This is a genomic window from Acidobacteriota bacterium, from assembly GCA_022562055.1.
GTDB lineage: Bacteria > Actinomycetota > Acidimicrobiia > Spongiisociales > UBA5794 > BMS3BBIN02.
This window is the reverse complement of the sequence record JADFQA010000008.1, coordinates 17007-43580: the sequence shown is the minus strand read 5'-3', so window position 1 is coordinate 43580 and position 26574 is coordinate 17007. Positions and strand designations below refer to the sequence as shown.

Below are 26574 nucleotides of genomic sequence, written 5' to 3'. Positions count from 1 at the left end.
CTGCCCTACCCTTTTTCCCGTTGTCCGTGTGCAGGTCTGTCCCCAAAGATAGCGCGTCCGACACGGATGATGGTGGCACCTTCCTCTATCGCCACGCCGTAGTCGTTTGTCATTCCCATGGAGAGTTCCCTTACTGTAGGCCAATCGGGTAACAACCGGTCTCTCATCTCACGCAACGCGGAGAACCACCGCCGCGAGTCCTCACCTTCTTGTGCGACAGGTGGGATTTGCATGAGGCCTGCAACCGTCACGCCTGCTTCGGTAAGAGCGGCTATGAGGTCCTCAACGTCACGAGGATTGGCACCAGATTTCTGATCTTCGCCTGCAATGTTCACCTGTACCAAGACAGTCGCCCCTTCTGCAACGAGAAGGCTCACCAACTTTGTACGATCGACGCCGTGCAACACCGACGCCGCCAAAGACGCTCTCCGTGCCTTACGAGACTGGATTGAGCCGACAAGATGCCACTCAATGTCAGTTGGGAGGAGTGGGGTCTTGGCCTCTAGCTCTTGAAGCCTGTTCTCTCCAAACACCCGTTGCCCGGCCGCGTACGCATCGGAGATCGTGTCCACGGAGAACGTCTTCGAGACCGCCACCAGCTTGACAGCGTCAGAACGTTTGGCGCGTGTGAGTGCCGCATCCATAACAGAGTGGACGGTTTCTAACCGTTGTGAGATCACATGTTCGGCAACCATGCCACCGTCACTTGCCGCCCCTTGGTCCCATCGCGCCGATGCGAGAAATATCGAGTGTCCTCAAACGTACACACCGCAACGGTCTCCGAACGAATCGCACCAAGCGAAGCGGTCACCGCACCGACGAGGTCCACGGCATTGGTCCCCCATGTCGTTGTTGATTCAAAGCCGGGGAAAGCGCTGCCCACTTCTGGACCGACTTCGAAGGACGCTTTGCAGATCGCCGGGCCGATCGCAGCCCTAAGTGTTGGGTGCCCGGCATTGTTCATCGCGTCGATAGCAGCACGGATCACGCCAGCTCTGGCGCCGCGCCATCCGGCGTGCACAATCGCGACGGCGTTCTCGGCCATGAGTACGACTGGAACACAGTCTGCGGTGGCGATCGCTATGGGAAGTCCCCGCCGCTCGGTCATGATGACGTCCGCATCCCCCCAGCCCCCGGACTCGCTTACCAACGCAACGCGTGTCCCGTGCACTTGATGCACATACGCCCATTCGTGAGAGATACCGAGTTCGTCCGAAATCGCACGTCGAGCTGTATCGTCGAAGCGGGCGTCGCCTTGGCTGGCATCCCCGAACGCTGCTGTAACAACGCCCGCGGGAGTGATCATCCTTGAAGAAATCCCGGAATGTCGAGATCGTCATCGCTCACCGGCTCCGGAGTTTGGTCTGACAGCGCGTCATGGCGGACGGGAGGTGTGTACACGAATCCTTCTTTCGGACGCGCATCGCGATCGAAACCGGCAGCGATCACTGTGACCCGCATTTCGTCCCCAAGGGTGTCGTCGATCACTGCGCCGAAAATAATGTTTGCGTCCGCATCGGTATGGTCCGCAATGAGTCCCGCCGCAACACTGACTTCGTGGAGTGACATGTCCGAGGGACCCGACACCGACAGGAGGACACCGCGGGCGCCTTCCATCGAAGTCTCCAACAGCGGGGATGCGATCGCCTTGGCGGCCGCTTGCTCGGCGCGGTTCTCTCCGGTGGAGGTCCCAATGCCCATCACCGCCGAACCGGCGTCACTCATCACCGTTTTCACATCGGCGAAGTCGACGTTAATGAGGCCAGGGGTAGTGATGAGATCGGTGATTCCGCGCACTCCGCTGGTGAGTACCTCGTCGGCCATCCGGAAAGCTTCGAGCACAGACGTCTTGGGATCTGCCACCTCAAGTAGGCGCTGGTTTGGGATGATGATGAGGGTGTCAACTGCGGCCCGAAGTTCCTGGATACCCTGTTCGGCCTGTACAGAACGTCTGCGGCCTTCGAAGCCGAACGGGCGGGTAACAACCCCTACGGTTAATGCACCGATACTGCGTGAAATATCGGCAACAACGGGTGCGGCACCAGTACCGGTGCCTCCGCCCTCACCAGCCGTAATGAACACCATGTCAGCGCCCTTGAGCGCATCTTCGATCTCGTCGCGATGAGATTCCGCCGCCTCACGACCGACTTCGGGGTCGGCGCCGGCGCCGAGACCGCGTGTCGAGTCGCGACCGATATCGAGCTTGACATCGGCGTCGGACATCAGCAACGCCTGAGCATCGGTGTTGATCGCAACAAACTCGACACCTCCGATCCCGGCGTCGATCATGCGGTTTATTCCGTTTACGCCGCCACCGCCGACGCCAACAACTTTGATGACTGCTAGGTAATTCTGGGGCGCATGCAGATCCATGTTCAACAACAACTCCACTGGGACTCAACGCTTAGGTTAGCCCCGCTTTCAACTTTCGGAAGTAACTTCCGTTTGTGCTTCAACCACTGGTTGAGGGATCGCGACCGCCGGACGCGTCGGCGACACCACATCGATCGACGAACCTGGCTCTATGCCGCTCTGTAACACCGCCAAGACCGCGGCCGCCTTTGCCTCGATATCGACGATCGGTCCAATACGCACCGAGTAGCCACCGACAATCGCAAAGAGTTCGTCGTCCACCATCCAAACCGTGGTCGGTTCTAAACCGAAACTTCCGATGCTGTCCACAAACGTCACTGCGGCAAGCGCCTCGTCAGCTTTCAACATCGCACCGGGCACGCCGCTAGCGATGCCGACCTCCACTATGGCAAGATCCGACGCCGGGGTTTCGGTCCGGGCCAATATCTGACCGCTATTGCTAACCAGGATCCATCCACCGTCGATGGCAACCGACGCAGCGGCTACATACTCAAAAATGTCAATCTCGACATGCCCCGGCCATTGCACGACCACCCGGCTGTCCTGGATCCAAGGGTCGCGTGCCAGCCCCGCCACGACCTGGGCGGACTTGACAGAAATGGTGGGGACCCCGGCCACGACGCTAAGCGAGCCGAGCCGTTCGAGCGCAGTCGAATTCTCGGCGCCGCGCACTACGACTTCACGGACCGAGAGGATCGGGCTCTGTAGAACCCACGCACCAAGCGCCGCAGCGCTGATGAACACCGACACAATTAGCATCAACCTCAGACGACGACGGGCATTGTCCTCTGAAACGCCGCGCCTACGTTCTTCGATTCGCGGATCCATGGATGTCGCCGTCATAACTCGTCTCCAAATCCAACAAGGATGACTTCGGGTACGAGATCAATCGAGGTTTCGGCAAGTACTCGGGTACGAACCTTGACAATCAATTCATGGATGTCCTCGGGAGTTGCGCCCTGCCCAGCTTCGATAAAGTTGGCATGTCTGTGCGACACCGATGCACCTCCCACACGCAGACCTTTCATCTCGAGAGAGTCAATCAGGCGGCCCGCTCGGTCGCCCTCTGGGTTCTTAAAGACCGAACCAGCATTGTATGTACCTCCGGGCTGACCGTCGCGACGCCGCTTGGTCACCTCGCGCATCAGCTCTTCGCCGTCGGCCACCGGACCGCTACTTGTCAAGAACTCGGCCGACAACACAACGTCCCCAAACACGAGGTTCGAATACCGATATGCCAACTCAAGATCTGCCGGCGACTGCTCTCTGATGACACCTGATTCGCTGCACAAGACACGTGCGCGAACCAGGACCTCGCTGGTCTCGGCGCCGTAACAGCCAGCGTTCATACGGACCGCACCCCCGACGCTGCCCGGCACCCCGACAAAAAACTCCAGGCCCCGCTGCCCAGCCTTTGTTGCAGCCCGAGCGAGAACCGGCAGTGATACTCCGGCGCCCGCGATGACGACACCCTCACCGATCGAAAAGTCCAGGAAGTCTCCAACCAGGTGTACCGCAAGACCATTGAAGCCACCAGACGAAACCAACATGTTCGATCCACGGCCAATGACCAACAGGTCGAGCGCCTCGGCCTCCGCCGCGGCGACCACCTCTTCGAGGACCAGCTCGGACTCCACAGTCGCGAGATACTCAGCGTTCCCGCCAACCTTGTACGTTGTCATCGGACCAAGCGGGACGCGCTGACGGACAACTCCGGTAGATACAAGGTCACCAAGCGCGGTCATGATCGACGTTCCAGTCTCTGCGCCAGATCCTCTGCAGCCGAGCTGATGTCACCAGCGCCGAGCAACAGGACCAGATCACCATCCCCGACTAGCTCTGCAAGCACGCCAACAGCGTCAGACACACGTTCGACGAATCGTGCAACACCTCCAGCCGCCTCGACGGATTGGCATACAAGCCGACCGGACACACCTGGGATTGGGGCCTCAGAGGCCGCAAACACGTCGGTCACAATCACCTCGTCAGCACCGGCGAGTGGTGGCCCGAACAGATGGCCAAGCTCTGCTGTTCTGGAATAGCGATGCGGCTGGAAGACGACCCACACTTTTGCCCACGATCCCAGCCGAGCAGCAGCCACCGTAGCGCCGACCTCTGTTGGATGATGTGCGTAGTCATCGACAACGGTGACTCCGGCAACGGTCGCACGTATCTCGAAACGTCTGCGCACTCCGGGGAAGGTCGCTAGGGCTGCTGCCGCTGCCGCCAAGTCGTACCCGAGCTCACTCAGCAGCGCAAGCACCCCCGCGGCGTTGCGTGCCGTGTGGACACCCGGCTTAGGAACTCGCACCGCAACAGAAAGGTCCTCCGTTACAAGGTTGAAGCTGACCTCCCAGTTGCCGTGAATGAGATCGGCAACGCGATACTTCGCCGACTCGTCGGTCCCGTACGAAATAATCGCCGCCCGTTTCATCAGGCGTCCGACTCCTAAGTCATCTATGCAGCCGACGACGGGACCATCGCAGCGGTTGGCGACGAGTGCAAACGCTTCTTCAAGCGCCGCAACATGTCCGTAATAGTCGAGGTGGTCGGCTTCGATGTTGGTAACGAGCAGACCCTTGAGGTGCAGGCTGCGAAAGGTGCCGAATGCCTCGTCTGCTTCGAGCAGGAATGTCGGGTCAGCACCGAGATGTGCGTTGGTGCGCATGTCGACTAGTTCTCCGCCGACCATAAACGACGGGTCGTGCCCACAAGACCTCAACGCGTGGATCATAAGAGCAGTTGAAGTTGTCTTGCCGTGCGTCCCCGCACACCCGATGGCTGGAAGGGCCGCAGTCATCTGCTCAAGGAGTTCGGGGCGACCCCAGACTCTTCCACCAGCATCAGCAAAGGCTCGAACCTCACGATCAGTATTCGGCACTGCCGACGATTTCACCACTATGTCGGCGGCCACGGCCCGCTGTGGATCGCTACCGGTCCACGTCTTGACACCGAGGTCGTTCAACCGCGTCAGCATGCGACCCGGCTTGAGGTCAGATCCGGTCACGCGATAACCGTCCTGATGCAATAACGTGGCGAGGCCGCTCATGCCGGCACCACCAACACCGATCAGGTGGACGGACGAAACTCGATCTTCGCCTAGGAATCCGTGCTGGTTCACGCTGCTGCCTCGATCATTGCATCTGCGATGACGAAGGCGGCGTTCGGGTGGGCATACCCAAGGTACGATCTTGCCATCTCGGCACGCCTGCGGCCATCGACAAGGATCTGTTCGAGTGCGGCAGGGACCTGATCGACCAAATCCTCGGTCAAAACAACTATCGCTCCGGCCGCAGCAAGACTTTCAGCGTTGGCAGCCTGATGGCCACCCGCGCCGATCGCGAGTGGAACGACGACAGCCGGTGTCCGGGAGACTGCGAGTTCGCTCACTGTCAGAGCTCCCGCTCGAGAGAGAACAACATCGCATGCCGCATAGAAAAACTGCATCTGCTCCTCAAAGTCGAGCACTACCCATTGTAGATTTGATCTTGACGCCCGTTCGTTTACGGCGTCAACATGCTCCTTGCCGCAAAGATGCACGATTGCAAACTTTTCACTTTCGTGCGCCATTGCCATTTGGTACGTAGCCTCATTCAATATCCGCGCCCCAAGACTCCCACCGAGCACTCCGAGTACGGTGGCACTGTCCGCCAACCCGTACCTCTCCCGTGCTTGGACGCGGAGGGTATCGCGGTCAAACGCCGCCATTTCAGCACGCAGTGGGTTACCGACCACTGTTCCCCCCAACTTTTTCTGCGCTTGCTCGAACGCCACGAATACGTCGCTAGCCCAGCGAACGATGATGCGGTTGGCAAGACCGGCAATTGCGTTCTGTTCATGTAATAGAAGGGGAATCTTTGTTGCTTTTGCTGCCATTGCGACCGGACCCGCGACGTACCCTCCAAATGTCGTAATCGCTTTGATGTCGTTCTGGCGAATGGTCGAGATGGCTTTCGCTCTGGCCTTAGCAACGAGACCAACCACCTTGAAGTTAGCCAGCGACAACGACCGCCTAAACCCACGGATTTCGAGCTCGACAAACCGAAACCCTGCCGATGGCACGGTCGTCTTCTCCATGCGGTCACCACCGAAAAACAATATATCCTCCCTGGCAACGCCTCTCTCGATGAGTGCTTCACCGACGGCGAGCGCGGGAAACACATGTCCGCCAGTTCCCGCAGCCGCCAGCGCAAATGTCACGAAGCGGTCCTTTGTGCACGTGTGATGCTGACAAGCACACCAACAACGGCGAGGTTGGCAACCATCGCTGAACCACCGGCTGAAACAAAGGGCAAAGGCACGCCCGAGATTGGCAAGACTGCGGCGACACCGCCGATATTCACCAAGGCCTGAAGGGAGATCCAAGCGACGAGGCCCACCGCCAGCAGTCGGCCGAACATGTCTTCGGTTCGCATCGCGAGGCGTATCCCGACCAGCGAAAACACGAGAAACAACGTCACCACCGCCAAGGACCCGATGAGTCCCATCTCTTCTCCAATGATGGCGAAGATGAAGTCGTTGTGCGCGTTTGGTAGAAAGCGCCAGCGTGCTCTGCTGGCGCCAAGCCCGACGCCAAACAATCCACCCGTTCCGAGCGCGACCAGACTCTGCACCGCTTGCAAACCATCCCCAAGCGGGTCAGCCAGGGGGTCGCGGAACGAGAGAATTCGGTCGAGCCGGTACGAAGCAGACTGAGCAAGGAACGCCCCGGCGCCAGCTCCCGAAGCAACTAGTAGGGACACCCAGCGAAACCGGGCGTTCGACGCAAGCAGTACCGCAAACCCGGCCCCTGTGATGATGAGGAACGTCCCGAAGTCGGGCTGCTGCAAGAGCAAGAATCCGGTCGAAACAAAGACAAACACCACCGGCGTGGCAACGCGTCGAAAGGATTCGAAACGGTTGTGTGGGCGCGAGAACACGGCCGCAAGCAGGACCACAGATGCAAACTTGGAAAACTCTGAAAGCTGCAAGCTGACAGAACCGACGGACACCCAACGGGTCGCCCCCTGAAAGGACCTTCCGACGACCAACGTGACGACCAACAACCCGAGGCTAAGCAAATACAGAGGCAGCGCCCACCTCTCGTACCATCGATACGGGATGCGTGCGGTGACAAACATCACGAACACTCCAACACCGATGAAGATCAAATGCCGGTTGAAGAAGAAAAAACTGTCTCCCTTCTCGCGCAAGGCAATCACGGACGACGCCGACATCAACGCACCAGCCCCAATAACAAGCAACAATGCAACGGGGACAAGGACAAGCACCGCTCTTCTCTGCGCTGAAGAAACGGCAGCGCCCGCACGCGCGTGCCTCCTGGGTACTGAACCCGTCATTGCTTTTGTGGTTGTTCTCGACGCCATTGTTAGGTCCCTTGTCTTAGAGCAGTGACCAGATCCCGGAAAATATCTCCTCGTTCGATGTAGGAGGTGAACATGTCAAAGCTGGCGCACCCGGGAGCGAGCAGCACTGTATCGCCCGAACGCGCAAAGTCGCTGGCAATCGACACCGCTTGAGAAAGCGAGGTGGCTTGCACCGCCGTCCCAGTTGGGGCCGCGGCGAGCAACTCCGGGGCCGATTCTCCTATCGCGATGGTCCGCTTCACGTTTGGTTCGTTCGGCAGACGACTCAGCACCAGACCCTTGTTGCGGCCGCCGGCGATCAGCACGACACGATCGTACGCACGGATAGACGCAAGTGCGGCGTGCGGATTGGTGGCCTTGGAGTCGTCTACCCACACAACGCCGTTGATGACCGCGACCACCTCGCGCCGGTGTGCTCCGGGCTCGAACGCAGCGATCGTGGCAGCGATACCGTTCTCGTTTGCGCCCATAAACTCGGCAAGCGTCGCCGCAATAAGTAGATCCACGATGTACGCCTGGCCAACAGGGGGAGCCTCGAACCGCATGTCTCCGACGACAAGCTCGTCGCCATCAACACCATTTCCGCCCGTTGGTAGTTGTCGACCACTCACCGGAACACCGGCGGCTCGCGCCCTGCCGACCACGGCGGACGCACCAGGATCATCTGCGTCCCATGTCAACATGTCGTCTGCTTGTTGGTTGGCAAAAATCTTCGCCTTTGCATCTGCGTACGCCTTGAACGATCCGTGTACATCGAGGTGGTCCTCTGCAATGTTTGTTATCGCGCCCGCCTTGGGATGGAAGGTGTCAGACAGGTTGAGCTGGAAACTCGACATTTCGACGACGAACACAGCAGATTCGCTGTGGGTGACAGCAGCGCTGAGAGGAACTCCGATGTTGCCAACAGCCACGGCAGACACGCCACTTGCCTGTAGCATGTCGGCCGCTGCAGCCGCGACGGTGGTCTTCCCGTTCGTGCCGGTTACTGCACAGTACGGCCGTTGCGTGTGTCGCAACGCAAACTCGATCTCGCTGATGGTTGGTGTCCCGCGAGATTGCACCGACTCGATTACGTCGAGCGTTAGTGGTACGCCGGGGCTCACGATTGCAAGCGAAAGGCCATCAACGACGGAGTCGTAGTTATCACGGCTCACAACGGGGGCGACACCCTGAAGGCGTGTCGCAACGGCGGGGTCGTCATCGTAGATGACTACGTCGTCGCCGTCGGCAATGGCGAGCCGGGCGGCGGCTTCTCCGCTGACGCCACCGCCCACCACGAGCACTCTCATGGTGCGAGACCGAGGCCGCTTGAGGAAAGGAACTCGGCGTAAAACAGACCGATACCAACGGCAACTGCCATCCCCGAAAGAATCCAGAATCGAATTATGACTACTGTCTCCGGCCAACCCTTGAGTTCAAAGTGGTGGTGGATCGGAGCCATGCGAAATATTCGTTTGCCCCATGTACGGAAGGTAAATATCTGGAGGACAACAGACACGGCCTCAGTGACATAGAGGCCTCCGATCACCACAACAAGGAAATGGGTCTGCGTGAGTAGCGCCAGGCTCGCGAGGGCCCCTCCGAGCGCCTGTGAGCCGGAGTCCCCCATCATGATCTTCGCCGGCGGGGCGTTCCACCATAAAAACCCGGCCAACGCTCCTGCGATCGCGGCCGCAACGATCCCAAGTTCTAACGCACCCGAGATCTCGTAGAATTCGGGGTTTCTAAATTGCCAGAAGGCAATGAGGACGTAAGCACCGAACACCAACGATCCAGAACCCGCAACAAGACCATCGACGCCGTCTGTGAAGTTCACAGCGTTGGCCATTGCAGTGAGCAGGAAGAGAACAAACAGGCCGTACACCCAGGGACCCAGATCCACACCCACCGTTCGCGTCACCGAGATGGTCGTTGAGACGCCGGCAGCGTTGGTGCCGATCACAAAGATTCCAGCGATCAGTACCTGACCGAGAAACTTCCAGCGTTTTGACATACCGAGGTTGCGCTTTTGGGCGACCTTGGCGTAGTCGTCGAGGAACCCGATAAAACCCATTCCGAGGAATGCCATGATCACGAGCCACCCCTCCACCGAAAAGTCTAGAACGGCCGGTTTCCATCCGCTCGTGAGCGGCCAAATACGCACGTGCGACACCAAGTATCCGACAAACACCGCTATCCACATGACGATCCCACCCATCGTCGGGGTGCCCTTTTTGTGCGAATGCATCTCGACTTCTTCTTGGATGAATTGTCCAAGCGAACGCCGACGCAGTTCGCGAATCGCGATCGGGGTCACCAGAATCGTGATCACAAAAGAAACGGCTCCGCCGATCACCAGGGAAATCATGCGTTCGCCTCCTCTACTAGACGAGCAGCAACGTGTTCCAGCCCCACGGACCGCGATGCCTTGACAAGGACAACGTCGCCGGTGCGCACCAGGCCAAGCGTGACCTCTACCGCGTCCGCGACGGTGTCGACCCGCACCGCAGACGGACCATACGCCTCGGCCATTCCCGGCTCTTCTCCCACAATGACCACGCTTTCGTAGTGTCTTTCTCGCAGAAGCTGCCCAATTTTTGAGTGCTCTTGCGCCGCCACCTGACCTAGCTCGGCCATGTATCCAACTACTGCAATGTGACGCCCCGGCATCCGAGTGACGGTCTCGATCGCCGATCGCATGGAGTCGGGGTTTGCGTTGTACGTATCATTGACGACAGTGAACCGCCCGCGGTGGATTTCCATCCTCCATGGGGATCCAGTGGCGAGTTCGAGACCTGCAGCGACCTCTTGCGGCTCAGCGCCGGCGGCGACCGCAGCGGCAAAAGCGGCGGTGGCGTTCAACACCTGATGCTGTCCGGCCATCCTGAGGCGCACCGGATACCTATCGCCCTCGAAAACGAGCGTAAACGAACTCAGACCGCAGGCGTCGACAGTGAGGTCCGCGAACCCAACCGTGCCGTTCTCCCCGAACGTCCACACGCGTGCGTCGGTGTCACGCGCAAGGCGTGGCTCGTCGACCGGAATCACAACATGGCCGGCGCTCCCGACTGCGGCAGCTAATTCCCACTTCGCGTCGGCAAGTGCCGCCAAAGTTCCGAACGTCTCAAGATGTACAACACCGAGATTGGTAATCACAGCAACATCCGGTCGGACTCCCGACATGAGGTGATCGATGTGGCCGCGGCCGCGCGATCCGACTTCTACAACCATGAACGGTGCGTCCAAGAGCGCTCCCAGAATCGTGATTGGCACTCCGATGTCGTTGTTGAACGACCGCGGACTGGCGTGGGCATCAGGTAAAACGGCTGCCAACAAGTCTTTGGTCGACGTCTTCCCGGTGGACCCGGTGATCGCAATTACCTTTCCGGCGAACCTGTTGCGGTGATCCTCTGCAAGCGCCAACAACGCGTCAAGCGTGTCTTCCACGACTACTGCCGGGACAAATTCGCCCCCCGCCTCTCTCGTGAAGAAGGTGGCGGCAGACACCAGGGCGCCAACCGCACCCTGCTTGATAGCCATTGCGGCAAACTCGTGCCCATCGAAATGTTCGCCAAGAATCGCCACAAAGAGCGACCCGTCTATCACCGAACGAGAATCCGTACCGACCGATGTGACGATCTGCGTTGTGTCACCCACAACTTCACCCCCGGTGATAGCTGCGACTTCGTCGAGGGTCCAAGCCATGGTGTTCACTAGGAGCGCCGCCCAATGCTGCGAACAGCGGCTCGAGCGACGTCGCGATCGTCGAAAGGTTCGACAACATCGCCGCGATCGATGCCTTGTTCGTGCCCCTTGCCCAGTATCAACACGATGTCGTTCGGCTCCGCGATCTCGATTGCGTGACTAATGGCCTCGGCCCTCTCATTAACGACGACAACCGTTGCTTGCGTTCCCTTGGCGCCTCGCTGCATCGCTTCAACAATCGCAACCGGATCCTCGGACCGTGGGTTGTCAGTCGTCAGGATCGCGTAGTCGGCAGTCGCCGCGGCATGTCCCATGTGCGGACGTTTCGCTGCGTCGCGATCACCGCCGGCGCCGAGAACCACGATCACACGCCCAGACGTAAGACGACGAGACACATCGACTACTGCTGCGATGGCATCGGGAGTGTGGGCGTAGTCGACGACCACAACGGGATCTGTCGACACCACCTCGTATCGACCCGCGATAGACGCTAGTGCACGAAGGCCGCCAAGTGCCGCGTCGCGACCTATCTCTGCTGATAGCGCGATCACTACCGCAAGTGCGGCATTTGCAACATTGAACCCACCGGGGACAGCCACTTCAAGGTCGAGTGAGTCACCTCGGTACCGCATTGTCGCCCGCGATCCAGCAACGGTTGCATACTTGATCTCCACTTCGGCGTCCGCTCCGGATCCGGCCCAACCGACCGTCGTGACGGGGACCTCGCTCATGCCTGCAAGTCTTGCGCCTGCCTCCGATGAAACCCATACGACGCCCTCTCGCGAGTGACCGGTCTGAAAGAGGCGAGCCTTGGTAAGAAAGTAATCCTCCATGTCCGTGTGGAAGTCAAGGTGATCCTGCGAGAGGTTGGTGAAACCGACAACGTCGAACAGCAGACCGTCGACTCGACCCAGAGAAATCGCATGTGATGAGACCTCCATCGCGACCATTGCAACGTTGTCTGCACGCATGTGCGCAAGAATCCGATGGAGGTTGGGCGCCTCTGGCGTCGTGCGGACATTGAACAGCTCCGAGCCGACGCTGGTCGACGCAATCGATCCGATCACACCGGTTAGGCGCCCATCAGCTCGAAACATCGAGTCGAGCATGTAGGTGACGGTTGTCTTCCCGTTGGTGCCGGTGACACCGACCATCATCATCGATTTTGCGGGATCGCCATATATCGCGCTCGACACGCGTCCAAGAACGGCGCGGGTGTCGTCAACGATGATCTGCGGAACCGCCGTCTGGACCTGACGTTGGACGAGAACCGCCCCCGCACCTGCCTCAACCGCAAGCGGGACAAAATCATGACCGTCAAACTGTTCGCCATGTACTGCAACAAACAAACATCCCTGCGACACCAACCTCGAGTCATGTGTCACATCCGTCAGAACAAGGTCGGGGTCGCCACCGATGACTTCAGCAGGCTGGACAAGCATTGCGAGGTGCGCGACGGTGAATGGTCTGGTCATCGCGGCGGCACGCCAAGACGATGCATGGCGGCCTGAACGATCTCGGCAAACGCCGGTGCGGCCGAAACGCCTCCGTAGCTGAGGCTGACCGTGCGATCACCCTCGACCCGTTCGCCCGTAGGTGAGTCGAGCACAACCGCAACGACAATTCGCGGATCGTCGATTGGGGCGATCCCAATGAAACTCGCCATGACATCTGTCTCGGAGTAGCCACGCTCAATTTCGAGATACTTCTGAGTCGTCCCCGTTTTGCCGCCGACTCGATAGCCGTCGACGGCGGCCCGGCGACCGGTTCCCTCCTCGACAACTCCAGCAAGCAGATCCCGCATGGTTCGTGCCGTCGATTCGGAAAACACGGGACGCTCTGTCGGCTGGTGCGTCTCACGCGTTCCGTCAGGATAGATCTTTTCGTCAATGATGTGTGGCTCAACCCAAATGCCGTCATTGGCGATCGTCGCAAAGACCGCGGCCATCTGTAACAAGGTCACGTTGACCCGGTACCCAATACCGGTCGATGGACCGCAGACGGAGGCGCACCAATCTGCCACCGGGTGCAGCAGGCCAGGCACCTCGCCCGGAAACTGTGTTGAGGTTTCGCGCCCCAGGCCTATGCGATTTAGATACTCCCAGTGCAGATCGTTGCCGAGAATCGACTGCACCTTGATCGTCCCAATATTAGAGGAGCGGGACACGATCTCACGGACAGTCATGACCGTTTCTTGCTTCCTCCCAACGTCCGAGTACGCCTTACCGGCAATTTCGAGCACTCCCGGGAGCAGCAGCTCGGTGTCTGGGGTCACCAGACCCTCCTCGATTGCAGCTCCTATTGTCAGAACTTTGAGGGTCGACCCGGGCTCAAACTGATCTGTGACAGCGCGATTCCTAAACACTGAGGGATCGACGCCCGTGCGATCGTTCAGATTGAACGTCGGCGCCGTGGCCATCGCGAGAACGTCGCCGTTGCGGATGTCCAACACAACTGCCCAACCAGCAGTTGCGGACGACTCCTCAACGGCCCGCGCAAGTGCGTTCTGGGCGGCGATCTGGATTCCCGGGTCAAGCGTTGTGCGGATATCCACGCCGGGGACGGCTGCAAATATCTCTGAGTCGGCCTGTAAAATGGGGTTCCCGTACCGGTCCCTCTCGTCAATCTGATACCCGGGTGTGCCGACAAGGTCGTCCTCGAGCAGGCGTTCAAGCCCTTCGAGACCCACGAGCGTGTCTGCCTGGACAAAACCGATGATCTGTGAAGCAAAGTTCCGCGACGGGTACACGCGCGCCGGCTCATCGCGGAAATACACGCCGTTGATGTCGAGTTCGTCGATCAACGCAGAAATCTCGTGGGCGTTAACTCTGTCCATTCTCCTCACCAAGACAACATATTGCAGGTCGCCTGTGAGGTCTTGTTCGAGAGCCGCCACATCAACACCGATCAATGGCGACAGAATCCTTGCGACCGCGGCGGGATCGGAAATCTCCGAGGGGTTTGCAATGATGTCCGTCGCAGCAACTGACATAGCAATCGCTTGGCCGTCGCGGTCGTAGATGGTGCCGCGCGGTGCGGGAATGTCGCGGGTCCGAAGCCGTTGGTTGGTACCGTACTCAGCCCACTCGGAAGCGTCGACAACCTGCACGCGGTACAGCGAAAATCCAATCCAGACCCACGATGCGATCAGTACCACGCCAACTAGTGCCACGCGAACATCCGGCATTCGCCACTCTGGCTTAGCCATTGGATACCTCGACCTTCGACCGCCGGGCCGGTGGCATCAGATTCCGCATGTCCTACTCCGCTCGTTTGTTGTTGTCATGGGCGCGACCAGCACTGCCGCGCATCTGTTCATGGTTGGTCGCTAAGAAAGGCCTTCAGTTCGGCCCATCGGTACTCGTCGCCTTCCACGAGGGCGGCAGATAGCTGTACTCCTACGACGGCCCGGTCGGATGGGTACACCATGCCAAGCCCGAGGGCACGATCGAGGATCCGATCCGGTGCCTGCAGGCGGGCAAGTTCGAGTTGAAGATCAAAATGCCGAACCTGTTCGGCATCGATCGACGTTTCTAGCTCCTCGAGTTCGAAGGCGATGCTATCAAGCGACAAGCGAGACGAAATAGAGAGGAAAAATGCAATGACAACCAACATTGAGAAGATCGCAAACGGGCGTACGTCCCTAATCGTCCGGCGAGCCGCGGCAAGACCTTCCCGACGTTTGAGTCTTGGTAGCGCCAACGTCTCCGGAAGTGCTTGCGCGGTCACGGAACAATCCTTTCGACGGCCCGCATCACGGCGCTTCGGGATCTCGGATTTCTGTCGATTTCTTGGGAGGATGGGCGCAACGGTTTGCGCGTAACCTTTGCGAAACTGGGCACCTTTCCACACACGCACACCGCAATTTCGGGAGGACACGTACAACCCTCGACAGCCGTAGCGAACCTGCGTTTCACTATGCGGTCCTCAAGGGAGTGGTATGCAATCACGACGACACGGCCCCCCTTGCTGACCGACGCGAGCGCGGCATCCAACGCCGTTTCGATGGCTTCAAGCTCGGCGTTGACCTCAATACGGAGCGCCTGAAAGACCCGACGCGCGGGGTGCTTCCCTCGGCGGGCAGCAGCGGGGACGGCTTCGGCAACCACCGTGGCGAGCGTCGCCGTGTCGCTGATCGGCCGGGCAGCGACGATCGCAGCAGCGATCCTGCGTGCGAACCGTTCCTCACCGAAGCGACGAAAGATCCTCGCAAGATCGTCGACTCCGTAGTCATTGACGACGTCGCTGGCAGTGATGGAAGCGTCCGGACCCATTCGCATGTCGAGAGGACCCCTCGAGTGATAGGAGAAGCCACGCTCGGCGATGTCGAGCTGATGCGACGAGACCCCGAGGTCGAAGAAAATACCGCTGATGTCATGTTGAGTTTCCTTTCCTGAAAGCGTTCGAGCTATCAGGTCTTGGAGCGCTTCGAAGTTCCCCTGAACAAAGAGCAGCCGAGGGTCGGCCAGGACCTGTGCTGCCGCGTCTGGGTCGCGGTCGACGGCCAGGACGCTGATCTCGGGCACCGCCGCGAGAAGCGCCCGCGTATGCCCGCCGCCGCCGTGTGTCGCATCTACGATCCAGCCCGGTGGCACTGTCCGAAAGAGGTCCACGACCTCTCCAAGCATCACCGGCTCGTGATAGGCCGTCTGGTTTCGTTCTCGATCCATGGTCAGCTCCTCGGAGCGCTGGTGTCAATGTGAAAGCGGGCGGAGTAAGGGGCCTTCCTATTGACTTCCGAGGAGCTGACCATGGGCCGGAACTCACAAGAAACGGTTGCCGGTTGGTGTTGGCGCGATCTGTAATCCACATCAGATACCCTCCATTGCGCCGAGCGCATCGTCGATGTCTGAGTAGATATCGTCCGCTTGGGCTGACGCTGCCTGCCAGTCGTCGGTCGCCCATAGCTCGATGTAGTCGGCAACACCGACGATCGTGACATCCTTGGAAAGGTTGGCGTACTTGCGAAGGGTCTCTGGGACCTGCATCCTGCCCTGACTATCAAGTGTCTGGTCGGAGGCATTTGCGAAAAACGCCCGGCGGAAGTTCCGTGACTTTCGATCCGTTCGAGGCAATGCCGAGACACGGGCGACCTCATCGACCCAACGTTCCATGGCAAAAACGAACAGACAATTGTCCTGACCCTTGGTCACCACACATCCGTCCCTGAGGAGATCTCGGTACTTGCGCGGCATGACCAGACGACCTTTTTCGTCCAAAGCATGTTTGTACTCACCGAGAAACACAGTTAACGGTCTCCACTGTCTTCATTTCCACGAGTTCCCACTCTGCCCCACTTCGCGCCACTTGTCAACACCTATCCCCAAATTTCCCATAGAATCCCCATTGAGTTCCTGTGGGGCGTCCACCTAGCCTTCCCGAAAGGGTTAGGCGGCCGTGAGAAGGCGCCCAGATCAAACGGCGTTCGACCAGCAAGTCAAGTTGTGCGCTCAGCGATCGCACCAGGCTGCGGATCGTCTACAAGAAACGGACGGGCAAATCGCCTAGGGTTGGGCAAAACCGCCAGCAAGTGAGGGAACAACGTGCATGTCGTAATAGCCACCGACGGAAAGATCGCCACCGAAGACGCCATAACGTATGCCGTGCCCCTCGCAGATGACGGCAAGGTCACGGTGCTAACAGCCGTCATGGTTCCGCGCAATCTGTTGAGCGACCTGCGCGCCATCTTCGGTGAGCAGCCATCCGTCAACGTCGACACCGACGGCGAGTACGTAGCCGGAGGGGCCGGCACTGGCTCAGGCCCAACAGGGTGGCCCGGAGATGACGCAATCATCGACCGCTACCTCTCGGACAAACGCGACGAGCGCTGTAAACCAGTCGAAACGGCCCTGGTCGAACACGGGACCGAAGCCGAGTCGGTGGTGATCGAAGGCACCAACGCGGCCAAAGTCATTCTTGAGTTCATCGCAACCCACGATGTCGACGCGGTGCTGCTCGGTACACATGGACAGGGACTTTTTGAGGGGCTGCTTGGCTCGACGAGCACGAGAGTCGCCCGCCACGCAAGCTGCGCCGTGGTGCTCGTACCTTCCAAACGCTGACCACCTTCTCATTGTCGACTAGCTTGGGCGCACATCACGCGAGCAAAAAGCTATAAACCGGGTTTTCGCGCTCTCACTGGGTAAAGTGACCACGCCACAAGGTAAGTGGCGAAGCAGAGCGACCAGGGCGAGTACACACGCCATTTGAAGGACTAATACATGTTAAAGAAAGGCCTCGCTATTCTTGGGGCGTTCGTTGTGCTAGCAGCGTCGAGCGGGATCACGCCTCGCACCACGCCCGCCTACTCGCTCCAGACGGACGACCCAGAACAGATCACCGCCCCCGTCGCTGAGCTGACGCTCGGAGAGGTGTACGCAGGGTCTGGATACTCGATGACGATTCACCGAGCATTTACCGAACCTTCGCCGGACCGGGTTGGTTACACCGAAGTTCGGGCGTCTCTCTCACTCCTCAACATCAGCGACGTCCCCATCCTGTTCTCCGACGCCATCTTTGTCGGAGGAAACGGGTACCCCGACATTGCTCTTCGCGACGACACCGGCGATACACACACTCTCGACATCTGGCGCCCGCAGTACGGCTCAGCGCCCGGCGCCGACATCATTTCGATAATGCCGGGCCTCTCCGCCCGCTGGACGATCGGCTTTCAGGTCCCAACCGGGGCCATCGACGAACTCTCGATCGAAGCGTCAAGTGATGACTCCGTCTTTGCAAGCTGGGATCTCTATTCCTCTGAACAGCCCATTGCATGGGAAGCGCCCAGTGCCACCACGGTCGCGATGGGAGATTCATTCGCGTACGACGACGGCGTGAATCTAACTGCGACAGGCATCGGCACGCTGGTTTGCGGCACCCCTTCAATCGAGTCCGTCGCTCACATCGTCACGGTGACGTTTGCCGTCGACAACACGACACACGCGGACTACCGCTGGCCAGCGTCCATGTCCCCGGACCCGACCTTCATCTTGCAGTGGGCGGACGGGTCCGCGGCAGCTGCAAGCGTGGAAACTTTCACGGGCGCGCAAGAGACACTCCCGCGGTGGTCTGCCAGCGGGGCATTCATCCCGCCACACTGGAAGGGCGATCGCGCGTTGGTGTTTTCAGCACCGCGTGACGGCCGAATGGTAACGATCAGCGATGGTCCGGCGGGCGTGTACATCGACACGCCCCTTGGCGACCAGGTGTGGGTAGACCTCACCGGTGCTCCAGACACGGTGAACGTGTCACCGCAGTTCTGCGATCTTGGTTTCCAAGGCGCCCCCGTGCCGTACGCGTTTGCGCCGGCGGCGAAGTTCCTGGTACGTGGCGAAGACCCTGTGATCTTGAATGCCACACTCGACACGCAAGCCAGGCAGCTCATTACTGAAGCGTTAGCGGCCGCCGGCTTGCTGTACAACGTTCGCGGCGACTTCGAAGGAATCACCAGTGATGACCTCAAGGTGTTCGCCCCGAACCTGACTTTCGAGGCTCGAGCCTTCGACAACCCTCCAGAGGACATCTCGGGCGTCGTCTACTGGGATATTCGCGACGACATCGACGGGTTCATCTACTTCATAACCCAGTCCGAAAGTGGTCTCTACACCTGTTCGTCCGTCGAGGCATTCAACGTTCCCGTCACCGCGTCCAGCACGGATGTCAATGATGTCACAAATACGTGTTACCCAGATTCTGGAATCGACGAGTCCTAATCGCGCCCTACCGGGCGGACCCGACGCGGCGTTCCGCGGCTGCCACGGATACAACAGCGTGGCCGTTCGCGGTGGTCGGCAGATCGAGGTACGGCTCCCATTCCGGCTGCGGTGCAGTAACAAGTCCTAGCGCCAGGGCAAATGAATACACCGGCGACTCTGGCGTACGCCGGAGTCGTAGCCCGGCCTGGCTCGGAGTTCTACCGCCCTTGCGGGAATTGCATCGCCGACAGGCGGCAACGACATTTTGCCACGTGTGCTCGCCGCCTTGCGACTTGGGGACCACGTGGTCGAGGTTCTCAGCGGGATTGCCACAGTATTGACAGGAATGGCCATCCCTGAAAAACACCGATCGGCGACTCGGTGAAACTGGCCGGTGTCTCGGCACATGAACATATGATCGCAGGCGAACGACAGCAGGAGCGACCAGAGACTTCCGTTCGCTCCGCCAAATCCCCGTCTGGGACGCAATGACGTCGGCGCGACTCCGCAGGACCAGCACAACAGCCCTCCGGATCGAAACAACGGCAAGCGGCTCATACGTGGCGTTGAGAACCAGCGCCGTTGCCATGGCGAGGAGCGTACCAGGAACCGACGGCTGCGTACCGTGGTGATTGACCACGCTGCGTTACCCTGCCAAACTGCGATGGAGAAAGATCGGAGCCCACCGTGCGCGTCGTGGGGTATGTTCGCGAGGTTGCGGACGTCTCTGTAAGTGAAATTGCATATGCCCAAAACGAAGCGATTCGTCTGTGGGCGAACAAACATGGACACCACCTTGTCGCGATCTGCCAGGATGTCCGAAGTGCGGGACATGAGCTCGGCCGCGACGGACTTCGCGCCCTCCTCGGCATTCTGGAAACCGGAGAAGCGGATGCGGTTGTCGTCTCGTCACTCAATGCGTTTGCGAGCGACAAGATCGCGCAAGAGATACTGATATGGGATCTGCGGAGTCGGGGGGTGAACGTCGTCTCCACAAACGAGGAGGATTTGGCGGCACTCGCAGAACCGTCGAGCGAGGAAATGCGCAGGGTCGTCCGTCTGGTTCTCGCCGGCGTCGAAACACATCATGCAATGCTCGGTGACGAACGTGCCACTATTGCTGCCCTCCCTGCCCACGTAGTAGTGGAACCGCGCGCAACGCGGACCAACGTCGTGATAGAACTGATCTCACCGTCGGACGAAACGTCCGGCCCTCACAAGATAACCCACGGAGGCACCTAGGGCCGGGGGTGCGATTGTGCGGCTCTGGCTGCTCGCAGTGTGGCGCCTCCAACGACAAACAGGCTCGACGGCACTCCCACCTCAGATCCCACCGACCGTTGGCCCTCTCCGTCTTCGACCAGGACCGTCACAACGGCCGACCCGTCATCGTCGTGGCTGTGCACGCTTAGCACACTCAGCGATGACAGCCCTGCCGCTTCGAGTACAGTTTCTGCAATGGCAACGTCCTGCCCGCGTGCGCCGAGGACACGAATGGCTGTTCTACCGTCAACGGTCACAACGACAGACGTCGTGACAGGGGTTTCCTGAATGCTGACGAGCTCAAGAGACGCGGCAGTCGCAGGTGGTCGTCGAACATCGTCACTTGCAATCGGCAGACCACCGCTTGTCACATTCGTAGCCGCTGCAGCCACGAGCGGAGGGTGCCTTTCGACGGCAGTGGTACTGGGAGCGGCGGGACCGGGTTGCACCCGTCCACGGGGATCATATCCAGGCGGCGGCGGCGGGCCTGATCGCTCGCTAGTGCCGGGAACAGTCTTGACTCGCGCGCTACTCGTAGTCCTTACGGCTTCGCCATCAGGTTGCACAATTCTGGGCCGCATCCCGTGATCGGCGAGCACCTGCCGAACCCGCTCGCTCACGGTTGAAGCGTCGGCACCTGCGGCGAGTTGCACGCGAACACCCGCCGGGAGTTCTTGATCACCGTCAAAATCGGCGCCAACGATGCCGGGGATCTCCAAGATCTCACCTCGAAGGAGGTCGGAGTCCATCAGCCCTCGACACTCCTGCGCCAGCGCTTGCGCCAGCGGACCACCGCCAAGATATCGGCAGGTGTTGGCTGTCCGTCAACAGACCCATACGCGGTCATGCTGCGCCATTCGATGTAGGCACGATCGGGACGAGGGTCGACACCGTGTAACGACCGGACCGCAAAGGCATAGCGCACCGCCTCAACCCACAGTTCGGGACTTCGCCATAGCCCGCGTATTGCATTGCTCATCCGCATGGAACCATTGTAGCGGTCCAGGCGTTGCAGTATCAGTGGCGCACATGGACTGGACCCCTGATAGGCTCAACTCATTCTTTGCCAGACGGAAGGAGTGCGCGTGCCGGTATCCGCTACCGAACTGGAGGCGTTCGGAAGGAGCTTTGACGCCATCACCGCCAACATTGAGCGTGTGATCCAAGGTAAACGAGACAGCGTTGAGCGACTCACGATGTGTTTGCTGTCGGGTGGGCATGCGCTCATTGAGGATGTCCCCGGCGTCGGCAAGACCCTCCTTGCCAAGTCACTGGCACGTTCGATTGACTGCTCATTTCAACGAATCCAGTTCACCCCAGACCTGCTTCCATCGGACGTCACCGGCGTATCGGTGTGGGATCGTGACTCCTCCGAGTTCCGGTTTCGCCCCGGACCGGTCTTCGCAAACGTCGTACTTGGTGATGAGATCAATCGTGCAAGCCCGAAAACCCAGGCCGCACTCTTGGAGGCGATGGAAGAGCATCAAGTAACCGTCGACACCCAGACCCACAAACTCGCTGAGCCGTTCATCGTCGTTGCTACTCAGAACCCGATCGAACACGAAGGCACCTACCCCCTCCCCGAAGCGCAGCTTGACCGTTTCATGATGCGGATTTCGATGGGGTATCCGTCACGCGATAAGGAACTTGAGATGTTGAGCACTCATGCGGACCGCTCCACATTTGAAGACATCGGACCCGTGGTTGACGCACAGGACGTCGTGCAGATGAGTAACGTCGTGCTTCGTGTCCACGTTTCCGACGAAGTTCGTTCTTACATCGTCGACCTAGTCGAAGCGACGCGTCGCCATCACGAGTTTCTTCTCGGAGCCTCGCCACGTGCGGGTCTCAATCTGCAACGTGCTGCTCGAGCCAAAGCGGCAGTGGCGCAGCGCGACTTTGTAATGCCCGATGATGTGAAGTTCATCACCCCGTCGGTTCTAAACCACCGGCTGATCCTTCAACCCGAAGCTCTGATGCGGGGGCTTGCCGTGGGCGAGGTTGTTGAGTCGATCCTGGAGGCCACGCCGGTCCCCGGCATGAGGACTGTCGTCTAGTGCCGACTACCCGGGGCTGGGCAGCGCTCGGGGCGGGCGGCGCGTTGATCGTCCTTTGGATAGCGTTCGGCGAACAGCTACTCCTCGCGACTGCAACGTTTCTGGTGCTCGGCACCCTTGCGGGGATGATTCAGGTCCGGCGTAGCGCACCCAGCGTGGAGGTTTCACGTGAGATATCACCAACGCAGATCCACGACGGTGACTCAGCCATTGTGAAGCTTGAGCTTTTATCTCGCCGCCGTTCAGCAAATGTGCTGGTCACCGACTCAGTCGGTTCCCTCGGTTCGGCGGTGTTCCTGGCCGACCGTCTTAGCGCCGACGTACCGATGGTGGCGCGTTACGAGGTCGACTGTCGACCCCGCGGAATCTACACCGTCGGCCCCGCACACATCAAGGTTCAGGATCTTCTCGGACTCGCTGATCGCGGTCGCACCATGGGATCTACGAGCCGTCTCGTTGTCTACCCGAAAGTCGATCCCTTGGTGGGCCTCCCGATCGTGCGTGGTCAGGACCCGACCCAGAACGTTGCACGATCGCGGCACTCCCCCGTCGGCGGCGACGACTTCTTCACACTTCGCCAGTATCAGCAGGGAGACGACCTGCGTCGGGTGCACTGGCCATCGTCGGCGCGCATGGATCAACTGATGATCAAGCAGCTCGAAATGCCCTGGCAAAGTCGCGCCTTTATTGCACTTGATCCCCGTCACTCGGCGTACCCATCGCCTGCTGCTTTCGAGCACGCGGTACGGGGGGCGGCATCCGTCGTGGCACACCTCCAGAAATCTGGATTCGCACCGACCGTGTGGCTCGGCGGGACACGGGTAACACACGTCAACGGGCACAATGCCTACAACAGAACGCTCGAAGAGTTAGCCGGCATCCAAATGAGTAGAACGCTGAGTCTGTCTGCCGCATTCGCAAAGGTTAGAAATACCGGCGTACGCGGCGGAGTTCTGGTTCTTGTGACCGGCACACCCGACTCCGACCTGATTGGGGTGTACCGGTTGTTGAGCCGCGACTATCGGACTGCGATTATCATGGCGTCAACAACAGAGTCGAGCGTGGCAGCCGACCATCTCGCAAACGCCGGCGTGACCTATCTGACGTCGCACGACGGAGAGTCGTGGACATCAGCCTGGAGGATCGGAATGGAGAGAACATGGTCTACCGCAACAGCGTGATCGCGGCGATTGCGGCGATCACCTACCTCCTGTGGCAGCTCAACGAACTGCTCCGACCTTCGAGTGACAGCGCGCCATGGCAAGGCGTCGTCCTCGTATCACTGGCGTTAGGCGCGCTGATCACATCCGTTTTGCTGCGATACCGATTGGGTGCCGTCGCCATTGCCGGGGCACACGGAGTGGCCTTGTTATGGACGGTATTGCAAACAGCCGCACCGACCACGCTCGCTTTCACGCTACCGACTGGCGCGACGATACCGGCCGTCCGCGACGCCATTGCCGAGGCCATGAGAATTATCAGCGGCGGTGTCGAGCCGGTAACGCCCGTACCCGGTCTCGTCGCGATGGTGTCTGTTCTGTTCTGGGTTCTTGGAGCCGTGGTGGTAGCCGGGCTACGTACGCGCCGCCCGATGCTGGCACTCGTGCCACCGCTGATAATCTCCGTGCAGTTCGCCGTGATGAATCGTTCCCACACAGGGCCGCTGGGCACGGCAGTGTTCCTCGGCATCGTCGCTTTTGCGTTACTGGCAGTGAACATTGACGAGCGTTCTGCATCCGCCGGCCGCATGGCGCCGCGTGGAGCGTACGCCGTCGGTCCAGTCAGAATCGGTCCAATGGGTATTTTGTCACTCGCTGTCGTGTTACTCCTCGCGGTGGGCGCAACCGATCGCCTCGATTCACGGGTTCCCAACGGCGGTGTGGTGGATTGGCGCTCGACCACTGGTCTGCCCGGCGGAATCTACGGCGGCATTGCGTACAATCCATACATTGGGATCCGCCAGCAGCTCGTTGCTCCATCGGGTGTACCGATTCTCGAAGCGACCATCGAAGGTGTCCCTGCAGACCAGGTCTACTTCAGACTGACCACGATGGAGAAATGGAACGGAACGTCGTTTTTCGCCGGCGATGCAGCGCTGCGGGTCCTTGACGCAGACTGGCTGGAACGTCCCTCGCTTGCGTTCGCAGGCGAGTCGACACCGATCTCGGGAACAGTGACCATCGGTGCGCTCCGCAACGAGTGGATCCCGGTCCCGAACTCGGTATCTTCGGTTACGACCGAAGACGTCATCGGGAGGGACTTTCGGGCGCGGGCCATTGACGGTGCAATCTTCGTCGTGGGAGGGCGCACCACATACGGTGGTCTGACGTACAAGTTCGAGGGAGCGATCCCGAACATCGACTACGCCACGCTCGCAACCCAGGCGGACGGTGAGTTCTCACCTGTGTTTGCAAAGGCCGTTGCCGACGGCCGCGTTGTCGGAGAACCCGTCGTAACCGCAGAACGCGCTGCAGCGCCCGATTTGGAGCCGTTCCTCGATCTCGGCGACAACCCCGATTTACGCATTGCCGAGTACGCCAGGGATCTGACGAAAAACATGACAAACGATTTCGAAAAGTCACTCGCCCTCGAGACGGCATTGCGCAAGTTTGCGTACTCGACAGCACTTCCGCTCGGTGGCGGGGCGACGAACCTCGGTGACTGGCTCACCGCGCCCGACAGCCCTAACTTCCAGACCGGATACTGCGAACAATTCGCAACGGGTATGGCGGTCATGGCGCGAGCACTAGGCATTCCGAGCCGAGTGGTTCTCGGTTTCGCCCCCGGCAAGCTGATCAAGGGGTCAACCAACACCGTCGTTGTTACCGACGCCCAAGCCCACGCATGGGTTGAGGTGTGGCTCGAGCCTCACGGCTGGACCCGTTTCGATCCCACGCCACGCGGTGGGACCTACCCAACAGCGCAAGGTGTATCAGGCGCTCTCGGTTTCGACATTGCAGACTACTTCGACGTCGAAGCACTGGTGCTCGCCAATGCGCCGACAGCACGGCCGAACATCTTTGTCGACCAGACCGATTCATCGCAACAGAGCACGTTCGTCGGCTCTGGTGGATCCACCACATCAGACGGGTTTGAGATTCCATCGTGGACACGCAACGCTGGACTCGGTCTGCTTCTCGTGGTCTTCCTGATCGGCGCTGTTCCGCTGCTGAAGTGGCGTCGGCGACGGGGTCGGATGAAGCGGCTCGCCACCGGCGATATCACCGCGGCGTGGGACGAAATCGTTGCTCGGCTCGATGATCTCAACGAGTCGCCATCGATCGGTGCGACACCGGCGGAAGCCGCCGCCAATGTCGACCCCGCAATGGTGGAACTCGCAAACGTCTATGCCAAGTCCGTGTATGGCGGTATCGCGACCCTCAAACGAGAAGATGTCGATACCGCCCGCCGTGCGCTCGACGCAACGAAGGGTGCCCTGCGAACCAGACACGGCCGCCGCACACACCTGCGGGCGCTGTACAGACTTTCGAGTCTCCGCCGGCAACGCTAGGTTCGCTCGCGCTGATGCGGATCTGGCAGACCCTGAGGCGCAGCAGCTACCGGGCTGCCGCTTCACCTTCAGCGATGACGTCGTCTTCGACTCGTTGCAACATGTCGAGGAAGCGTTCCCGGTCTAGCTCGAACCGTGTCACGTCCTCTTCAACGTCGAGGGTGATCTCGTTGATCGCCCCAAAAAACGCAAGCTGCCCCTGGCGCAGCGCATCGAGTATCTGGTCGTCGTCAACGATTGCGTAGATTGCCCCACCCTCGGCGACGAGCTTCACTTCGGAGAGATGCTGGTCCATGTCGGCCGATCGCCGAAGATACGTCCAGGCACGGCGCACCCGCTGCACCGACATGCCGTTGTCAAGAAGCGACCGCACGACCCTGAGGGAGACAAGGTCTCGAAACGAGTACAGGCGCCGCTTCCCCGGCCTTCCCCCCGTCGTCTGGACGGACGGAACAACAAGCTTCACCCGGTCCCAGTAGCGCAGCTGGTGCGCAGTGCACCCCGTTAGTTTCGACGCCTGCTGAGCACTGAACCCATCCACCTGTGATCCTCCCGGTATTCTTCCCAAGTCGCATGCCAGGCCCAGACATTCCGTCTTTTGTGCTGCCCCACGACGATATTTCATC

26 protein-coding genes are annotated in these 26574 nt (G+C 59.9%); 6 read left to right on the top strand and 20 right to left on the bottom strand.

Annotated elements, in window-relative coordinates:
- Positions 1–5: 5 nt before the first annotated feature.
- The 16 genes from IIC71_04045 to mraZ all read right to left on the bottom strand — a co-directional run bounded on the left by IIC71_04045 (position 6) and on the right by mraZ (position 16669).
- Positions 6–695 carry a YggS family pyridoxal phosphate-dependent enzyme gene (locus IIC71_04045; GenBank protein ID MCH7668364.1) on the bottom strand — a complete coding sequence of 230 codons (690 nt, stop codon included), beginning with the start codon at positions 693–695 and terminating at the stop codon, positions 6–8.
- The gene (locus IIC71_04040) at positions 677–1306 is read right to left on the bottom strand and encodes a laccase domain-containing protein (protein MCH7668363.1); all 630 of its coding nucleotides are present in this window, start codon (positions 1304–1306) and stop codon (positions 677–679) included. Before IIC71_04040 ends, IIC71_04045 begins: the two co-directional genes overlap by 19 nt.
- Positions 1303–2367 carry a cell division protein FtsZ gene (gene ftsZ, locus IIC71_04035; protein ID MCH7668362.1) on the bottom strand — a complete coding sequence of 355 codons (1065 nt, stop codon included), beginning with the start codon at positions 2365–2367 and terminating at the stop codon, positions 1303–1305. The genes IIC71_04040 and ftsZ overlap by 4 nt, the downstream gene beginning before the upstream one ends.
- 54 nt (positions 2368–2421) lie before the next feature.
- Positions 2422–3216 carry an FtsQ-type POTRA domain-containing protein gene (locus tag IIC71_04030; protein ID MCH7668361.1) on the bottom strand — a complete coding sequence of 265 codons (795 nt, stop codon included), beginning with the start codon at positions 3214–3216 and terminating at the stop codon, positions 2422–2424.
- Positions 3213–4118, bottom strand: coding sequence for a UDP-N-acetylmuramate dehydrogenase (murB, locus tag IIC71_04025; GenBank protein ID MCH7668360.1), 906 nt, complete (start codon positions 4116–4118; stop codon positions 3213–3215). The genes IIC71_04030 and murB overlap by 4 nt, the downstream gene beginning before the upstream one ends.
- On the bottom strand, positions 4115–5494 hold the full coding sequence (gene murC / locus IIC71_04020; protein MCH7668359.1) for a UDP-N-acetylmuramate--L-alanine ligase: 1380 nt from the start codon (positions 5492–5494) through the stop codon (positions 4115–4117). The genes murB and murC overlap by 4 nt, the downstream gene beginning before the upstream one ends.
- Entirely contained in the window at positions 5491–6573 is a 1083-nt protein-coding gene (locus IIC71_04015) for a UDP-N-acetylglucosamine--N-acetylmuramyl-(pentapeptide) pyrophosphoryl-undecaprenol N-acetylglucosamine transferase (protein MCH7668358.1), read from the bottom strand. Before IIC71_04015 ends, murC begins: the two co-directional genes overlap by 4 nt.
- Positions 6570–7643, bottom strand: a complete 1074-nt coding sequence (ftsW, locus tag IIC71_04010; protein ID MCH7668357.1) for a putative lipid II flippase FtsW — start codon at positions 7641–7643, stop codon at positions 6570–6572. Before ftsW ends, IIC71_04015 begins: the two co-directional genes overlap by 4 nt.
- Before the next feature lie 98 nt (positions 7644–7741).
- Positions 7742–9028, bottom strand: a complete 1287-nt coding sequence (gene murD, locus IIC71_04005) for a UDP-N-acetylmuramoyl-L-alanine--D-glutamate ligase (GenBank protein ID MCH7668356.1) — start codon at positions 9026–9028, stop codon at positions 7742–7744.
- A complete protein-coding gene (locus IIC71_04000) occupies positions 9025–10086 on the bottom strand; it encodes a phospho-N-acetylmuramoyl-pentapeptide-transferase (GenBank protein MCH7668355.1) in 1062 nt (353 codons plus the stop codon). The genes murD and IIC71_04000 overlap by 4 nt, the downstream gene beginning before the upstream one ends.
- Positions 10083–11423: a UDP-N-acetylmuramoyl-tripeptide--D-alanyl-D-alanine ligase gene (locus IIC71_03995; protein MCH7668354.1), complete on the bottom strand. Its 1341-nt coding sequence runs from the start codon at positions 11421–11423 to the stop codon at positions 10083–10085. The genes IIC71_04000 and IIC71_03995 overlap by 4 nt, the downstream gene beginning before the upstream one ends.
- 8 nt (positions 11424–11431) lie before the next feature.
- A complete protein-coding gene (locus IIC71_03990; protein MCH7668353.1) occupies positions 11432–12898 on the bottom strand; it encodes a UDP-N-acetylmuramoyl-L-alanyl-D-glutamate--2,6-diaminopimelate ligase in 1467 nt (488 codons plus the stop codon).
- Positions 12895–14631, bottom strand: coding sequence for a penicillin-binding protein 2 (locus tag IIC71_03985; protein ID MCH7668352.1), 1737 nt, complete (start codon positions 14629–14631; stop codon positions 12895–12897). The genes IIC71_03990 and IIC71_03985 overlap by 4 nt, the downstream gene beginning before the upstream one ends.
- 107 nt (positions 14632–14738) lie before the next feature.
- Positions 14739–15152, bottom strand: a complete 414-nt coding sequence (locus tag IIC71_03980; protein MCH7668351.1) for a hypothetical protein — start codon at positions 15150–15152, stop codon at positions 14739–14741.
- Positions 15149–16093: a 16S rRNA (cytosine(1402)-N(4))-methyltransferase RsmH gene (gene rsmH / locus IIC71_03975; protein ID MCH7668350.1), complete on the bottom strand. Its 945-nt coding sequence runs from the start codon at positions 16091–16093 to the stop codon at positions 15149–15151. The genes IIC71_03980 and rsmH overlap by 4 nt, the downstream gene beginning before the upstream one ends.
- Positions 16094–16234: 141 nt before the next feature.
- A complete protein-coding gene (gene mraZ / locus IIC71_03970) occupies positions 16235–16669 on the bottom strand; it encodes a division/cell wall cluster transcriptional repressor MraZ (protein MCH7668349.1) in 435 nt (144 codons plus the stop codon).
- A gap of 297 nt (positions 16670–16966) precedes the next feature.
- Between mraZ and IIC71_03965 the strand changes: the two genes are divergently transcribed.
- Entirely contained in the window at positions 16967–17485 is a 519-nt protein-coding gene (locus IIC71_03965; protein MCH7668348.1) for a universal stress protein, read from the top strand.
- Between the two features lie 159 nt (positions 17486–17644).
- Positions 17645–19135: a hypothetical protein gene (locus tag IIC71_03960; protein ID MCH7668347.1), complete on the top strand. Its 1491-nt coding sequence runs from the start codon at positions 17645–17647 to the stop codon at positions 19133–19135.
- Between the two features lie 7 nt (positions 19136–19142).
- Here IIC71_03960 and IIC71_03955 read toward each other — a convergent pair whose 3' ends face one another.
- Complete coding sequence (locus IIC71_03955) at positions 19143–19706, bottom strand: HNH endonuclease (GenBank protein ID MCH7668346.1); 564 nt, start codon at positions 19704–19706, stop codon at positions 19143–19145.
- A gap of 107 nt (positions 19707–19813) precedes the next feature.
- On the opposite strand from IIC71_03955, the gene IIC71_03950 reads away from it, so the two are divergent.
- The gene (locus tag IIC71_03950) at positions 19814–20359 is read left to right on the top strand and encodes a recombinase family protein (GenBank protein MCH7668345.1); all 546 of its coding nucleotides are present in this window, start codon (positions 19814–19816) and stop codon (positions 20357–20359) included.
- On the opposite strand, the gene IIC71_03945 is transcribed toward IIC71_03950, so the two are convergent.
- Positions 20356–21129, bottom strand: a complete 774-nt coding sequence (locus tag IIC71_03945) for a hypothetical protein (GenBank protein ID MCH7668344.1) — start codon at positions 21127–21129, stop codon at positions 20356–20358. The genes IIC71_03950 and IIC71_03945 overlap by 4 nt on opposite strands.
- Positions 21129–21359 carry a hypothetical protein gene (locus IIC71_03940; protein MCH7668343.1) on the bottom strand — a complete coding sequence of 77 codons (231 nt, stop codon included), beginning with the start codon at positions 21357–21359 and terminating at the stop codon, positions 21129–21131. Before IIC71_03940 ends, IIC71_03945 begins: the two co-directional genes overlap by 1 nt.
- A 217-nt stretch (positions 21360–21576) precedes the next feature.
- Between IIC71_03940 and IIC71_03935 the strand changes: the two genes are divergently transcribed.
- From IIC71_03935 to IIC71_03925, 3 genes are read left to right on the top strand one after another with little or no spacing between them, the layout of a single operon-like run.
- On the top strand, positions 21577–22437 hold the full coding sequence (locus tag IIC71_03935; protein ID MCH7668342.1) for an AAA family ATPase: 861 nt from the start codon (positions 21577–21579) through the stop codon (positions 22435–22437).
- On the top strand, positions 22437–23618 hold the full coding sequence (locus tag IIC71_03930; GenBank protein MCH7668341.1) for a DUF58 domain-containing protein: 1182 nt from the start codon (positions 22437–22439) through the stop codon (positions 23616–23618). The genes IIC71_03935 and IIC71_03930 overlap by 1 nt, the downstream gene beginning before the upstream one ends.
- Entirely contained in the window at positions 23597–25948 is a 2352-nt protein-coding gene (locus IIC71_03925) for a hypothetical protein (GenBank protein ID MCH7668340.1), read from the top strand. The genes IIC71_03930 and IIC71_03925 overlap by 22 nt, the downstream gene beginning before the upstream one ends.
- Positions 25949–25994: 46 nt before the next feature.
- Here the strand turns inward: IIC71_03925 and IIC71_03920 are convergent, their stop codons facing one another.
- On the bottom strand, positions 25995–26573 hold the full coding sequence (locus IIC71_03920; protein ID MCH7668339.1) for a MerR family transcriptional regulator: 579 nt from the start codon (positions 26571–26573) through the stop codon (positions 25995–25997).
- Position 26574 lies beyond the last annotated feature (1 nt).

Excerpts from the sequence above, each read along its gene's own strand:
- IIC71_04045 (MCH7668364.1), bottom strand. The coding sequence starts at position 695 with ATGGTTGCCGAACATGTGATCTCACAACGGTTAGAAACCGTCCACTCT.
- IIC71_04040 (MCH7668363.1), bottom strand. The coding sequence starts at position 1,306 with ATGATCACTCCCGCGGGCGTTGTTACAGCAGCGTTCGGGGATGCCAGC.
- IIC71_04030 (MCH7668361.1), bottom strand. The coding sequence starts at position 3,216 with ATGACGGCGACATCCATGGATCCGCGAATCGAAGAACGTAGGCGCGGC.
- murB (MCH7668360.1), bottom strand. The coding sequence starts at position 4,118 with ATGACCGCGCTTGGTGACCTTGTATCTACCGGAGTTGTCCGTCAGCGC.
- murD (MCH7668356.1), bottom strand. The coding sequence starts at position 9,028 with ATGAGAGTGCTCGTGGTGGGCGGTGGCGTCAGCGGAGAAGCCGCCGCC.
- IIC71_04000 (MCH7668355.1), bottom strand. The coding sequence starts at position 10,086 with ATGATTTCCCTGGTGATCGGCGGAGCCGTTTCTTTTGTGATCACGATT.
- IIC71_03995 (MCH7668354.1), bottom strand. The coding sequence starts at position 11,423 with ATGGCTTGGACCCTCGACGAAGTCGCAGCTATCACCGGGGGTGAAGTT.
- IIC71_03990 (MCH7668353.1), bottom strand. The coding sequence starts at position 12,898 with ATGACCAGACCATTCACCGTCGCGCACCTCGCAATGCTTGTCCAGCCT.
- IIC71_03985 (MCH7668352.1), bottom strand. The coding sequence starts at position 14,631 with ATGGCTAAGCCAGAGTGGCGAATGCCGGATGTTCGCGTGGCACTAGTT.
- rsmH (MCH7668350.1), bottom strand. The coding sequence starts at position 16,093 with ATGGATCGAGAACGAAACCAGACGGCCTATCACGAGCCGGTGATGCTT.
- IIC71_03960 (MCH7668347.1), top strand. The coding sequence starts at position 17,645 with ATGTTAAAGAAAGGCCTCGCTATTCTTGGGGCGTTCGTTGTGCTAGCA.
- IIC71_03955 (MCH7668346.1), bottom strand. The coding sequence starts at position 19,706 with ATGGCAACGGCGCTGGTTCTCAACGCCACGTATGAGCCGCTTGCCGTT.
- IIC71_03945 (MCH7668344.1), bottom strand. The coding sequence starts at position 21,129 with ATGGACTCCGACCTCCTTCGAGGTGAGATCTTGGAGATCCCCGGCATC.
- IIC71_03940 (MCH7668343.1), bottom strand. The coding sequence starts at position 21,359 with ATGAGCAATGCAATACGCGGGCTATGGCGAAGTCCCGAACTGTGGGTT.
- IIC71_03935 (MCH7668342.1), top strand. The coding sequence starts at position 21,577 with ATGTGTTTGCTGTCGGGTGGGCATGCGCTCATTGAGGATGTCCCCGGC.
- IIC71_03925 (MCH7668340.1), top strand. The coding sequence starts at position 23,597 with ATGGTCTACCGCAACAGCGTGATCGCGGCGATTGCGGCGATCACCTAC.
- IIC71_03920 (MCH7668339.1), bottom strand. The coding sequence starts at position 26,573 with ATGAAATATCGTCGTGGGGCAGCACAAAAGACGGAATGTCTGGGCCTG.